The organism is Oscillospiraceae bacterium (genome assembly GCA_015065085.1).
Lineage (GTDB): Bacteria > Bacillota > Clostridia > Oscillospirales > SIG627 > SIG627.
In genome coordinates this window covers 392,280-406,989 of record SVQW01000001.1, presented here as the reverse complement: position 1 = coordinate 406,989, position 14,710 = coordinate 392,280, and the positions used below count along the sequence as shown (strand labels likewise).

Annotated in this window: 10 protein-coding genes; 8 read left to right on the top strand and 2 right to left on the bottom strand. The window is 39.8% G+C overall.

What is annotated here, in order from left to right; all coding sequences use genetic code 11:
- Positions 1–25: 25 nt before the first annotated feature.
- Positions 26–1,195: an aminopeptidase P family protein gene (locus tag E7588_01835; GenBank protein ID MBE6687999.1), complete on the bottom strand. Its 1,170-nt coding sequence runs from the start codon at positions 1,193–1,195 to the stop codon at positions 26–28.
- A 27-nt stretch (positions 1,196–1,222) separates the two neighbouring features.
- Positions 1,223–2,122 carry a hypothetical protein gene (locus tag E7588_01830; GenBank protein ID MBE6687998.1) on the bottom strand — a complete coding sequence of 300 codons (900 nt, stop codon included), beginning with the start codon at positions 2,120–2,122 and terminating at the stop codon, positions 1,223–1,225.
- Between the two features lie 423 nt (positions 2,123–2,545).
- On the opposite strand from E7588_01830, the gene E7588_01825 reads away from it, so the two are divergent.
- The 8 genes from E7588_01825 (at position 2,546) to E7588_01790 (ending at position 14,654) form a co-directional block, all read left to right on the top strand.
- A complete protein-coding gene (locus E7588_01825) occupies positions 2,546–2,827 on the top strand; it encodes a co-chaperone GroES (protein MBE6687997.1) in 282 nt (93 codons plus the stop codon).
- A gap of 23 nt (positions 2,828–2,850) precedes the next feature.
- Complete coding sequence (gene groL / locus E7588_01820) at positions 2,851–4,491, top strand: chaperonin GroEL (GenBank protein ID MBE6687996.1); 1,641 nt, start codon at positions 2,851–2,853, stop codon at positions 4,489–4,491.
- Positions 4,492–4,714: 223 nt separating this feature from the next.
- A complete protein-coding gene (gene glgB / locus E7588_01815; protein ID MBE6687995.1) occupies positions 4,715–6,562 on the top strand; it encodes a 1,4-alpha-glucan branching protein GlgB in 1,848 nt (615 codons plus the stop codon).
- A gap of 15 nt (positions 6,563–6,577) precedes the next feature.
- Entirely contained in the window at positions 6,578–7,789 is a 1,212-nt protein-coding gene (locus tag E7588_01810; GenBank protein MBE6687994.1) for a glucose-1-phosphate adenylyltransferase, read from the top strand.
- The gene (gene glgD, locus E7588_01805) at positions 7,780–8,910 is read left to right on the top strand and encodes a glucose-1-phosphate adenylyltransferase subunit GlgD (protein ID MBE6687993.1); all 1,131 of its coding nucleotides are present in this window, start codon (positions 7,780–7,782) and stop codon (positions 8,908–8,910) included. Before E7588_01810 ends, glgD begins: the two co-directional genes overlap by 10 nt.
- Complete coding sequence (locus E7588_01800; protein MBE6687992.1) at positions 8,907–10,337, top strand: glycogen synthase; 1,431 nt, start codon at positions 8,907–8,909, stop codon at positions 10,335–10,337. The genes glgD and E7588_01800 overlap by 4 nt, the downstream gene beginning before the upstream one ends.
- A 1-nt stretch (position 10,338) precedes the next feature.
- Positions 10,339–12,762 (top strand): glycogen/starch/alpha-glucan phosphorylase, encoded by a 2,424-nt coding sequence (locus E7588_01795; protein ID MBE6687991.1) that lies wholly within the window; start codon positions 10,339–10,341, stop codon positions 12,760–12,762.
- Positions 12,759–14,654, top strand: a complete 1,896-nt coding sequence (locus tag E7588_01790) for a glycoside hydrolase family 13 protein (GenBank protein MBE6687990.1) — start codon at positions 12,759–12,761, stop codon at positions 14,652–14,654. The genes E7588_01795 and E7588_01790 overlap by 4 nt, the downstream gene beginning before the upstream one ends.
- Positions 14,655–14,710 lie beyond the last annotated feature (56 nt).

Genomic DNA, 14,710 nt, shown 5'->3' with positions numbered 1-14,710 from the left:
GTGTGATTGCCCGGTAAAAGGTGTGTTAGAATGTAAGCTCGTAAATTTTTCCGATCTGTTCGCCCAGCATCTGGATTCCGTTTTCTGCAATTGCGATAGGCTTTTCCCATCTCAAACCAAAATCGGAGCCCATAGCGAAGGTGTCGATCTGGAAAGTCATATTCTTCTGAAGAACGTAGTCGGAAATTGTTTCCATCCAGGGTGCTTCAACCTCGATAAGACCGAGACCGTGGCAGGGACCATACAGGAAGTTGTTTCCGTGTCCCGTTTCATCGTAAAGCTTTTTGAATCCCTTTGCAACATCACCTGCGATGATACCGGCGCGTAACTGTTTTTCAGTCCACATGTGTGCGTCAAGGCAGAAGTCAACAAGCTCCTTCTTTTCACCGGTGAGTTTACCCATGCTTACAGGCATACCGATGCTGGGGCTGTAGCCGTTAATCTTGGCAGAAAGGTTAAGCTGAACAATATCGCCCATCTGGATCTCTTTGTATGAAGAACGGGAGATGGCATGCTTAGTGCTCTTTTGGCTGAAGCAGTACATGGGCAGACCCTCGTATTCAGCACCATTTTCGTAAATTGTCTTCTGCGCTATACCAACCAGCTGAAGTTCGGTCATACCGGGACGGATTGCATTTACAACTGCTTCTGTCGCAAGCTGAGTGATTCTGGTTGCTTCTCTGAGACACTCGATCTCAATGTCAGACTTGACAGAACGGAGCTCTGTCATAATTTGGTCGGCGCGTACGATTTCAGCTTCGGGATAAGTTTCTTTAAGGCCTTCCATCATGACAACATTGGTATCAAGCCAGGCAGCAACGCCTATTTTTATTTTCTTTCCGGATACACCGAGAGCCTTGAATACATCACTGTACTTAGAGGGGTTCAGCTCGGGATAAGCGGGGTTGGCGGATTCGCGGTATTCGCGGAGAACGAAAATCTTCTCAATTACACCGAAGTCGGCAGCAAAAATTTCGCTCTCGGGGCCTACCATCAGCGCGCAGTCTCCGTTTGCGGCGATTGCAACACCGCATCTTTCAAATACAGGCCAGAAATTGCTGAAATATCTTGTGTTTGCGTAGTCGCTCTCAGAACCGTTTACAACCAGTACGTCAAGTCCCCACTCGCGTACCTTTGCCGCAGCATTCTGTACTCTGCGCTGGAATTCTTCTTTGGGTATAATGATTCTTGGCATTACTATTCCTCCAAAAAATATTTAAATTTATTTATTGATTTCTTCCCATTTGTCGGCGAAATCATTCATACGATGAAACTCCGAACCGTGCTCTTTAAGCATTTTTACAAGCTTATCAAGCTCTTGTTCTGCTTTGCTACCGGTATTCTTTACGATAAATTCATCAACAAATATGCCGCCTTCACCATAAAAATACTGTGTCTTACACTCTTCAAATTCCCAAGGATGAATATAGAAGCACAGAACGGGAACGATGCCTTTATCCTTCGCAAATTCCTCGTATTTTGTTATACGCTCCATCATATAGTCCGCGCCTTCAGTTCTGAACAAAGGCCACTGGTCGCGGTCTCTTTCAAGACCGGGATCCTTGGATTCCATTGTCATATCGGCAAAGTTGGGAATTTCAAGAAGCTTGAGATCACCTTCTTTTGTCCAATCATCTTTGGATGGATGATATGGAGCAAATCTTTCGCGATAGAAGTACATAGGGTAGGATGCATCTACTTTGAAGCCTAAACCCTCCAAAGCGTTACACACATGAGTGGACCCCCAGAGTCTGGGACAACGCCACGATGTTGCTTTCTGACCGGAAACCGATTCAACACACTCGACAGCTCTTTTTACTCTGAGCGGAACCTCCTCCGGAAGAAGCGGCTTCACTCCGGGAATAGGAAACAGCTCATCGCCTACAGTTTCGTGGTATAACGAATGAACTCCAACCTCGTGACCGGCGCTTTGCACCATCTTTACAACTTCGGGATTTTCCTTGGCACATTCACCCGTGAAGAAAAAAGTTGCTTTGACATCATGCTTTTTAAAAATATCTAATATCTTTTGAGTACCTGACTTGGTGTAGTTGTAGAATGGGGTGAAACTTCCAACATCGGTTTCCATATCAATACCGAACAAGACATGAGATTTAGTCATAAAATCACTCCTAAATTATAAAATAAATACACTAAAATTATACTTTATGGCTTCGAAATTGTCAATAGCTCATTTGTGTGCAAATGAGACAATATTTTTTGAATTTATTTGTTCACAAGTGCTGATTCGTGATAAAAAAAGTATGAAAAAAACATTATATGTTAAAAAAGATGCATTATAACATCGGTATGGCAGTATGTTAATTTACAAAATGTGAAAAAATACAGCGGGTTTTCATGTTTTCTGCTTTTTACCAAATATTACGCTGTGTGTTATATTGTGTTAAATAAATGTGAATATTGCTTAAAAGGTATTGATTTTTTTGTAAATGGTGCTAAAATATTACCATCGCTTAGCACTCTCGCATTAAGAGTGCTAACAAGTAAAGCTTAAAATTTTATTTTTATATGGGAGGAAACAAAAATGTTAAAGCCCCTTACCGACAAAGTAATAATCAAGATGGTTGAAGCCGAAGAAACCACCAAGAGCGGTATTATTCTTACCGGTACCGCAAAAGAAAAGCCCTCTGTTGCAGAAATAGTTGCAGTAGGTCCCGGCGGTGTTATCGACGGAAAGGAAATTATTATGACTGTAAAACCCGGTCAGAAGGTAATAACCAGCAAGTATTCCGGAACCGAAATCAAATTCGAGGGTCAGGATTACATTATAATCAAACAGAGCGATATTCTCGCAATTGTTGAATAATTATTTTCAGGAGGTAATTCATAATGGCAAAGGAAATTCTTTATGGCATAGATGCCAGAAATAAACTTATGTCCGGTGTTAATCAGGTTGCTGACACCGTTAAAATCACGCTTGGTCCCAAAGGAAGAAACGTTGTACTTGATAAGAAGTACGGTGCACCCCTTATAACCAATGACGGTGTTACCATTGCTAAAGAAATCGAGCTCGACGACGCATTTGAAAACATGGGTGCACAGCTTGTAAAAGAAGTTGCAACCAAGACAAACGATGCGGCAGGCGACGGTACTACCACTGCTACCATTCTTGCTCAGGCATTTATACGCGAGGGTATGAAGAATGTTACCGCCGGTGCAAACCCCATGATAATCAGAAAGGGTATAAAGTTAGCTGTCGACACTGCTGTTGAAGCACTGAAAGCAAATGCTAAGAACGTAAGCGGAAGCGCTGATATTGTTCGTGTTGGCACTGTTTCTTCCGGAGACGAAGTTATCGGTAAGCTCATTGCAGATGCTATGGAAAAGGTTACTTCTGACGGTGTTATCACCGTTGAGGAATCCAAGTCTGCCGATACCTACTGCGAAGTAGTTGAAGGTATGCAGTTTGACAGAGGTTACTGCTCTCCTTACATGGTTACCGATACTGATAAGATGGAGGCTGTTCTTGATGATGCTCTCGTTCTTATAACCGAGAAGAAAATTACTAACATCCAGGAAATTCTCCCTCTGCTTGAGCAGATTGTTCAGAGTGGCAAAAAACTTCTCATAATCGCTGAAGACATTGAAGGTGAAGCACTTTCCACTCTCATTGTTAACAAACTTCGCGGTACCTTTACCTGCGTAGCTGTTAAAGCTCCCGGCTTTGGTGACAGAAGAAAAGAAATGCTTAAGGATATTGCGATTCTTACCGGCGGTGAGGTTATTTCGGAAGAACTCGGTCTCGAACTCAAGGATACCACCGTTGAACAGCTCGGTCGTGCAAGACAGATTAAGGTTGACAAGGAGAACACCACCATCGTAGGAGGTGCGGGTGACTCCGAGAATATTAAGGCAAGAATTGCACAGATTCGTGCGGCAATCGAAATCACTACTTCCGATTTTGACCGTGAAAAACTCCAGGAAAGACTTGCTAAGCTTTCCGGCGGTGTTGCAGTTCTCAAAGTCGGTGCCGCTACCGAAACCGAAATGAAGGAAAAGAAACTCAGAATCGAAGATGCTCTCAATGCTACTCGTGCAGCAGTTGAAGAAGGTATCGTACCCGGCGGCGGTGTTGCAATCCTCAACGTAATACCCGCTGTAAAGAAACTCCTCGATACTGTTGACGGAGATGAAAAAACAGGCGTTAAGATCGTTCTCCGCGCTCTCGAAGATCCTGCTCGACAGATTGCTGAAAATGCAGGTTTCGAAGGTTCTGTCATTGTAGATAAAATCATGAACTCCGGCAAAATCGGTTACGGCTTTGATGCTTACAACGAAACATACTGCGACATGATTGAAGCAGGCGTTGTTGACCCTGCAAAGGTTACACGCAGTGCACTTGTAAATGCTTCTTCTATCGCTTCCATGGTTCTTACTACCGAGAGCCTTGTAACCGACAAGAAAGAAGAGACTCCCGCTGCTCCGGCAGCTGGCGCTCCCGGTATGGGTGGCATGGGCGGTATGTATTAATACAGTATTGCGCTCCCATAACTCAAAAATCAGTTTCAAGCGGTACAGCAAAATTGCTGTACCGCTGTTTTTATTGGAAACCATAGGGGATTTAATACGTGAAAAACGGAAATGCTTTAAAATGCATTTTCGTTTTTTTGACGATTTTTCCTACAATTTTCTAGCATTTTTCTAATCTATGGGTGATATAATAGAAATATAATACTGTTTTGAGGTGTTTAATATGGATGGATATGCCGCTTATCTTTTCCATCAGGGAACAAATTACTACTCGTACAAGTATCTTGGTGTCCACAAAACCGAAAAAGATGTGTATGTTTTTCGTGTTTTCGCACCAAATGCTGAAAGCGTACATGTAGTCGGAAATTTTTGTAATTGGCATAGTGGTATAGCTATGAATAAAATTACAGACCAAGGTATATGGGAATGTTGTGTGCAAAGTAAAACTTTAGAGGGTCAGCTTTATAAATTCCTTGTAAAATCTACTTCTGGAAAGCATTATAAGTCAGATCCGTATGCACGTTTTTCTCAGACACGTGACAAAAACGCATCAATCGTATACACGGTAAGCCATTATAAATGGAATGACGAAAAGTGGTTAGCTTTACGCAGTAAATCGAAAAAGAACGACATATATAATTCCCCAATAAACATTTATGAAATAAATCTCAATTCGTGGCTTAAAAATAACGATGAAAATTTAAACTACCGTCGTATTGTTGACGAATTGATACCATATGTTGTTCAAATGGGGTACACACACGTTGAAGTTATGCCGGTTATGGAGCACCCGCTTGACGCTTCATGGGGGTACCAGATATGCGGATATTATGCTCCCACTTCTCGTTATGGTACACCTGATGATTTTAAATATTTTATAGACGCACTACACTGTAATGGCATAGGAGTAATACTTGATTGGGTACCTGCTCATTTTCCAAAGGATGAGCATGGACTATTTGAATTTGATGGAGATAAGCTGTACGAGTTCAAAGGCGCAGACCGTATGGAGCACGCCGGTTGGGGAACGCGAAAATTTGATATTGCCCGTTGTGAGGTGCAATCGTTTCTAATTTCAAATGCACTGTTCTGGCTTGGTGAGTATCATGCAGACGGCTTAAGAGTTGATGCAGTTGCATCAATGCTGTATCTGGATTACGACAGAATGCCGGGGGAGTGGAATCCTAATATTTACGGAGGTAATCAAAGCCTTGAAGGCATAGCTTTCTTCAAAAAGCTTAATTCGGTTATTACGAAAGAGTTTCCACACGCTCTGATGATTGCTGAGGAATCCGGAGACTGGCATATGATTACTAAACCGGTTTCGCAGGGTGGCATTGGATTTGACTTTAAATGGGATATGGGCTTTGCCAACGATATGTTTGAGTACATGTCATCTGATCCTGTATACCGACAATATATTCATGAAAAAATCACTTTTTCCATGATGTATGCCTTTAATGAAAAATATATTTTGCCTCTTTCACACGATGAAGTGGTTCATGGCAAAAAATCACTGTTAAATAAAATGCATGGAAGCTATGAACAAAAATTTGCCAACCTTCGTGCTTTTATGGTTTTTTATATGACACATCCGGGTAAAAAAACGGCATTCATGGGATGTGAGTACGGGCAGTTCAGCGAATGGGATAACAGCAAGGAGCTTGAATGGTTCATGACTGATTTTTCGATGCATAAAAAGCTACAATACTTCAATGCTGATATAAATCATCTTTACTTAAACAATGCTCCGCTTTGGGAAAACGATTGCTCTTGGGACGGATTTAAATGGATTTTTTCTGATTTGAAAAATGAAAATTTAATTGTTTATTCACGGTTATCAGCTTCAGGAGAACTTCTGGTCGCAATTAATTTTTCCGGTGTTGAGCGCAGTAATTTTGAAATACCTGTTTCTCACAAGGCATATACCGAGCTTTTAAACAGCGATGGCGTGAAATATGGTGGAAGCGGTGTCGCAAATCAAGGAGCATTGTGTGCCGTAAACGGAAGGATTTGCGTCAATCTGCCTGCGCTATGCGGCATAATTTTTAAACCAATGGCAGAGTTGTAGAAAGGAGTCGGCGTAATGTACAAACGAAAAGAATGTCTGGCGATGCTTCTGGCAGGCGGGCAGGGAAGCAGACTTTACGCATTAACGGAAAGCACTGCTAAGCCTGCAGTTACTTTCGGCGGGAAATACAGGATAATAGATTTTACTCTCTCTAACTGCATTAACTCAAACATTGATACGGTTGGGGTTCTTACACAGTATCAGCCGCTTGTTCTAAACGAATATATCGGAAACGGTCAACCATGGGATTTGGACAGAACTTTTGGCGGCGTAATGGTTTTGCCTCCATATCAAGCGAAAAATTCCGCAGATTGGTACAAGGGTACTGCCAACGCCATTTATCAGAATCTTAACTTTATAAACAGGTATTCGCCCGAATATGTAATAATACTTTCCGGGGATCATATTTATAAAATGGACTACAGTAAAATGCTGGATTTCCACAAGTCAAAAGGCGCTGATTGCACAATCGCAGTCATAGAGGTGCCATTAAATCAAGCTTACAGGTTTGGTATTGTCAATACCGCAGAGGATGGCAGAATAACAGAATTCGAAGAAAAACCAAAATTGCCAAGTAGTAACAAAGCATCTATGGGCATTTATATTTTTAACCGAAAAACGCTTGAGGATTTTTTAGAGCAGGACGAAAAAGACTCCGAATCATCAAACGACTTTGGAAAAAATGTTATACCGAACATGTTGAAAAATAATGCAAAACTCTATGCATATAAGTTCGAAGGTTATTGGAAGGATGTAGGTACTCTGGAAAGTCTCTGGGAAGCAAACATGGACATTATAGGTGTGAATCCGGAGTTTAATATTCACGACAAAACCTGGCGCATTTACAGCAGAACCTACGCGATGGCAGCTCAGTTTATAGGTGATAACGCTTCGATAAAAAATTCACTGATAACCGAGGGATGTGAAATAGACGGAATGGTGGAAAACTCTGTTATTTCCAGTGGAGTTTGCATTGAAAAAGATGCAGTTGTGCGGAATTCCGTGATAATGAGCGGATGCAAGATTAAATCCGGCTGCACTGTTGATTATTCAATTATTGACAGCGATACAGAAATTGGCTGTTATGCTAAGATAGGCTGTAAAAACGGGGGAAAAGATAGCATATCTGTAATAGGTGCTTCAATGAAAATAGCAGCGAATACTGTAATCAACGGCGGAAAAATGGTGAGTAATGGAATGGGTAAGGAGAGAGAAATATGTCAGTAGCCGGTATTATATTTTCAAATTTGCACGATAAAAATATTTCGGAGCTGACGCATCTTCGAACCATAGCTTCAGTTCCTTTCGGGTGCAGATACCGTCTGGTAGACTTTGCACTGTCAAATATGGTAAATTCCGGTATACAAAATATAAGCATCATCACGCACTATAACTATCATTCTCTCATGGATCATGTCGGTTCCGGTAAAGATTGGGATCTTGCGCGACGTTCCGGAGGTATACGAGTTTTGCCACCGTTTATTACGGCTTATGCAAGCGGAACCAATACATTGTATAATTCAAGGCTTGAAGCTTTGAAAAATGCCAAACATTCAATCAGCCTTATGCAGGAAGAATACATCGTACTCAGTGATTGTGATGCAATATGCAACATAGACCTAAAAAAAATGATTGACCGTCACATTGATTCTAAAGCTGATATTACTATTGCAGTAAAGCGTATGAAACTAACACGCGAAATTGCTGCGAAGTGCACGGTTGTGCGATCGGATGAAAGTGGTGTCATTACGGATGTTGCCGTTAATCCTTCAGATTACCGCGGTGAACATGATGTTAATATCAATATTTGGGTCATCGGAAAAAAGTATCTTTCTGCTGTCATCCACGATTCAGAAGCACACAATTACAAAAGCTTTATGGTAGATATTATCTCGAAGAATATCGGCCGAAACAAATTTATGACATACAGATTTGATGATTATTATGCTAATGTCACTTCGCTTGCGGATTATTTTTATCTTAATATGGAGATACTAAAAAAAGAAACAAGAGAAAAGGTGTTTAATATAGCAGGACGTCCAATCCTCACAAAAGTCCGTAACTCTGCGCCAACGCGTTATGGTAAAAATGCCGTTGTTAAAAATTCTATGATAGCAGACGGGTGCACCATTGAAGGTATCATTGAAAACTCTGTTCTTTTCCGAGGAGTGACAGTGGGAAGAGATTCTATTATTAAGAACTCGATACTTTTTCAAGATACTTTCATAGGTCAAAATGTGTTTTTAAATTGTGTTATTTCGGATAAAAACACCATACTTCGTGATGCAGTTATGCTATCGGGGCATAATTTGAAGCCTTATTACGTTGAGAAAGGAAAAATGCTGTGAAGAAAGTTTTATACGTCACCGCGGAAGCATCGCCGTTTATCGCCAGCGGAGGACTTGGAGATGTTGCAAGTTCACTGCCACAGTCTATAAACTCTTGCGGTGATGTGGATGTGAGAGTAATTCTTCCATTGCACTCAGCAATTGAAAAGAAATACCGTGAAATTTTGAAATTTGAATGTGAATTCAACGTCAAGCTTTCTTGGCGCAACTTGTATTGCGGTATTTATTCTTGTGAGTATAACGGCGTGATTTATTACTTTGTGGACAATAAATACTATTTCGAAAGAGAAATGATTTACGGAAGTTTTGATGACGCAGAAAGATATGCTTTCTTTTGCCGCGCTGTCACAATTGGTATCCATCATTTAAAATTTGTGCCGGATATTCTTCATGCAAATGACTGGCACACAGCTTTAACTATTGTGTATCTCAGATTATGCCATAGCGAATTGAACAGTGTCAAAACAGTATTCACAATTCACAATATAGAATATCAGGGAATATATGATAGAAATATATCAAACGATGTATTCGATATTGAAGAAAAAAACTTGCAGATAATTGAATATGATGGAAAAATCAACTTGCTTAAAGGAGCAATAGCATGCTGTGATGTTTTGACTACCGTAAGCCCAAAATACGCAGAAGAAATAGAAAATGAATATTATTCCGCAGGCTTGCACCATATAATTCGCAGTGAAAAAAATAAACTCCGCGGAATAGTTAACGGAATTGATACATTACACTATAATCCCTTGTACGATAATGATATTCCATGTAAATATTCGCATGAAGATTTAAGCGGTAAAAAGAAATGCAAAAGTAAGCTCCAGTCGGAGCTCAAACTAAAGCGATCAATCAGGACACCTATTATAGCGATGATATCCCGCCTTGCGGAGCATAAAGGGTTTGACCTTGTAAAGTGTGTTGCGAATGAACTGATGGAATTGGATATACAGTTTGTTTTACTCGGTAAAGGAGACAGCGAGCTTGAAAACTATTTTCATGAGTTATCTTTCCGTTATCCCGATAGGGTAGGGGTTGTACTTGAGTTTGACAAAAAGCTTTCCAAAAAGATTTATGCAGGTGCTGATATTTTTCTTATGCCGTCAAGAGTAGAGCCGTGCGGACTAAGTCAAATGATAGCCGCACGTTACGGAACCATTCCCGTTGTAAGGCGAACAGGTGGTCTATATGACACCATTGTGCCATATGATACTGAAACTTTCAAGGGGAATGGTATCACTTTTAGCTCCTATAATGCACACGAAATGCTTGAATCGGTAAAATGTACGCTTGAATTGTATAAATCGAAAAAGCACTGGAACGCGCTGATATATAATGCAATGACATCCGATTTTTCATGGGAAAACTCGGCGGGTAAATATATCGAAATCTATGAAAATCTTTGTGATCGAAGGAAATGATATGGAAGCAACCAGAACAGATTTTAAAATCAACATTGAGAACAAATTGCTGAGATATTTTAATGTTCAGCCTTGTGAGGCTACCGAGGATCAGTTTTATAAAGCGACAGCTCTTGTTATAAAGGAAAAACTTACCGCACAACGTGCGGAGTACCAAAAAGCAGTAAAAAACTGTTCTGCAAAGAAAGTCTACTACCTGTGCATGGAATTTTTGGTCGGAAGACAGCTCAAAAACAATCTTATGAACCTCGGTTTATACGATGACTTTTTACAAGCTGCAACCGACTACGGCTTTGAGATTCAAAAAGTATTCGATTGTGAACGCGACCCGGGGTTAGGCAACGGTGGATTGGGAAGGCTTGCGGCGTGCTATATGGATGCACTGGCAAGCCAAAATTATCCTGCAACCGCATTTTCAATTTGCTACGAATATGGATTGTTCAGACAGAAAATAGTTGACGGTGAGCAAATTGAACTGCCGGATATATGGCTGCCCGGCGGAGAGGTATGGCTCGTGCCGCGGAGCGATAGGGCATATACCGTAAAGTTCGGCGGAAAAATCAGGGAAAACTGGTCTAAAGACGGAAAATGTGAAATTATCCATGAAAATTATGAGGAAATACAAGCAATGCCGTATGACCTTTTGATTTCGGGCGCTCAAACAAATACAGTAAACAATCTGAGATTGTGGAAAGCTCAAAATACCAGCAAGTTCAATATGCACTTGTTTTCACAGGGTGAATATGTAAAAGCGATGGAGGAGAGCACAAATGCAGAAATAATTTCAAAAGTTTTATACCCTTCAGACAATCATAGCGAAGGAAAACTGTTACGCCTTACACAGCAATATTTTTTAGTAAGTGCTTCTCTCCAAAGCATTATAACAGACCACCTCAGAAAATACGGAACTTTAACAGGATTTGAAGAAAAGAACGCGATTCATATAAATGATACTCACCCTGCGCTTGTAATTCCCGAGCTTATGAGAATTTTCATAGACACCTATTCCTACGGCTGGGATGATGCATGGAACATTGTGAAAAGAACAGTATCGTACACTAATCACACAGTTCTTCCCGAAGCTCTTGAATGCTGGGATGAAGCTTTATTCAAGTTAAAACTACCCAGAATTCACATGATTGTTCAGGAATTAAATAAAAGGTTTTGTGAAGAGCTTTGGAAAAGCTATCCGGGCGACTGGGACAGAATATCCAACATGTCAGTACTTGCCTGCGACAAAGTGAGAATGGCGAATTTAAGCGTTGTGGGTTCATATTGCGTTAATGGTGTTTCCAAATTACATTCAGATATATTAAAAAAATCTATTTTTCATGATTTTTACAAGCATACACCTCAAAAATTTACCAACATCACAAATGGTATTTCGCACCGCAGGTGGCTGTGCTATAACAATGAAGAATTATGCAAATTACTGGATTGTTGCATTGGAGATGGTTATCGCAATTCACCACACTTACTTTATGAATTCGGAAACTATGCAAATGACAAAAATATACTATCTAAGCTCCACGAAATAAAGCTGAATAACAAAATTAAGTTTTCTAACATGATATATGAAAAAACCGGTGTGAAAATCAATCCGCACTCCTTTTTTGACGTGCAAATAAAAAGGATGCATGAATATAAGCGCCAACTTTTAAATGCCCTGAAAATCATGTATCTTTATAATGAATTAATTAAAAATCCAGATTTGGCTTTGCCACCGCAGACCTATATTTTCGGTGCCAAAGCCGCAAATAACTATTATATGGCTAAGAGAATTATAAAGCTTATTCACCTTATTGCGCGCCATATAGAAAAAGATAAAAGAATTAACGAAAAGCTTAAGGTAGTTTTTGTCGAGGATTATAATGTAAGTATTGCTGAAGTATTGATACCTGCCGCAGAATTAAGTGAACAGATTTCACTGGCGGGCAAGGAGGCCAGTGGCACAAGCAATATGAAACTAATGATAAACGGTGCTGTAACAATAGGTACACTTGACGGTGCGAATGTAGAAATATGTGAAAAAGCGGGCAAGGAAAATTGCTATATTTTTGGATTAAACGCTGCCGAGGCGGATGAATTGTGGCGCAAAGGGTATGCCTCAAGCGAATATTACAAAAGAAGCACAGCTTTAAAGGAGATAATGGAATTACTTCATGAAGGACTAGACGGTGTGTGTTGTGACGAATTTGTGAATTACTTTTTGTACAGCGGTGATGTGCCTGATCCTTATATGTGCTTTGCAGATTTCGAGTCATATATCAACTGTTACAAAAAAGCTCTTTATGACTACGGATGCACACAGGAATGGTGCAAAAAATCATTGTATAATATAGCGTCTGCGGGATACTTTTCTGCTGAACGAAGCATAAACGAGTATGCTGATAAAATTTGGAAGGTTAAACCTGTGATTATATGAAGGTTTATAAGAGTTTCACTGAAATTGAAAATGTCGGGGAAATGCAGATTTTTTCAGAATTACTCGGCAAGCAAGTATATGGAGCTGTAAAATACGGAGATGTTTTGCTTTTTAAAATAATCGTGAACAGCAGACTGCTGTGTAAAAATGTTGAATTAGAATTCTTTGAGGAAGAATTTGACAAAACTTTTATTGTGAATACAAAAAGACAGAACAACACATTCACTGCAAGAGTTAATACACGCGATATTTGTAAACACAATGATGGCCTGTTATTCTTAAGCATAAAGCTTGGTACAATTTACGGACAACTTTATATGATATATAAAAACAATGGTTTTCTACTGACGGAAAACGCTGCGGGTGAAGAAAAGCTTCAGTTAACCGTCTATGCTGCTGATTATGAAACGCCGGAATTCATAAAAGGCGGAATTATATATCAGATAATGGTAGACCGTTTTTGTATTGGTGGAAAAAGAATTTATAAAATCGGCACAGTAAATCTGGAAAATTGGAATACTCCAATACCGCAGTACGCAAAATTCCCGGGAGATCATGTCGAGAATAACTGCTTTTACGGAGGAAATCTTTTGGGTGTAACCAGCAAAATACCGTATTTGAAATCACTGGGTGTAACATGTATATATTTGTGCCCGATTTTTGAGGCATATTCAAATCACAAATACGATACAGGCGACTACATGAAGGTTGATGAGGCCTTCGGTGGTGATGCGGCTTTGGAAATGTTAATTAAAACAGCACGCGAAAATGGAATATTTGTAGTACTGGACGGCGTATTTAACCATACAGGGATTGACAGTGTTTATTTTAACGCCAAAAACAATTATCCAAGCCTCGGGGCGTTTAACTCAAAGGATTCACCTTATTACGATTGGTATACCTTTACTGAATTTCCGCATGAATATAAATGCTGGTGGGGGATAAAGATACTTCCGACCGTAAAAACATCTAACAAAAACTATATTAATTTCATCTCCGGAAAAAACGGTGTTGTTAGAAAATATATGGATATGGGTATCAAAGGTTTCAGGCTGGATGTGGCAGATGAGCTTTCTGACAATTTTTTGGAAGTCTTCAGGAAGAGCGTTAAAGAGTATGATGCCAACGCAGTTATCTGGGGCGAAGTTTGGGAGGATGCTTCGAATAAAATCGCGTATGATAAGCGGAGAAAGTATTTCAGAGGAAAACAACTGGACGGTGTTATGAATTATCCGCTCAGAGAAGCTGTAATCAATTTTTTACTATACTCTAATCCTCACGAGCTTGCAGATGTATGCAGAACATTATGGTATAATTATCCTGAATTTGTCAGCCATTCTTTGATGAATTTTCTTGGTACACATGACACTCCACGCATTATTACAGTATTATCAGGCGTTGATATTTCAAAAATGGATAACCGACAGATTTCTTTGTTCAGATTATCTGACAAACAAATAGATGAAGCGAAAGAACTTCTGAAGCTTGGATTGGTATTGATAATGACATTGCCCGGAATACCTTGTGTTTACTATGGTGATGAGGCAGGCGTGCAAGGTGGCTCGGATCCGTTCAACAGAACTACGTACCCATGGGGAAAAGAAGACGAAGAGTTGCTGTCATATGTTCGTTTGCTGTCAAAAATACGTCAAAATAACAAAGATGTTTTTAAAGATGGTGGCTTTAAAATAATTGATTGTAAAAACGGTGTTTTTACCTTTTTACGCGATAAAGATTCAAAAAAAATGCTCATATGCGTAAATAGGAGTGACTATGTATACGATTTGTACTTTGGTCATGTCGGAGTAGACCAGATAAGTTTTCAAAGTCATAACGGATTTGCACCGGTTCAGTCCAAAAAAGCTGTGATAATATCATACACATCAAATTAATTTAACAAAATACCGACAAAAAGTATTTATTTTTTTACTTTTTTGTGATAAAATTG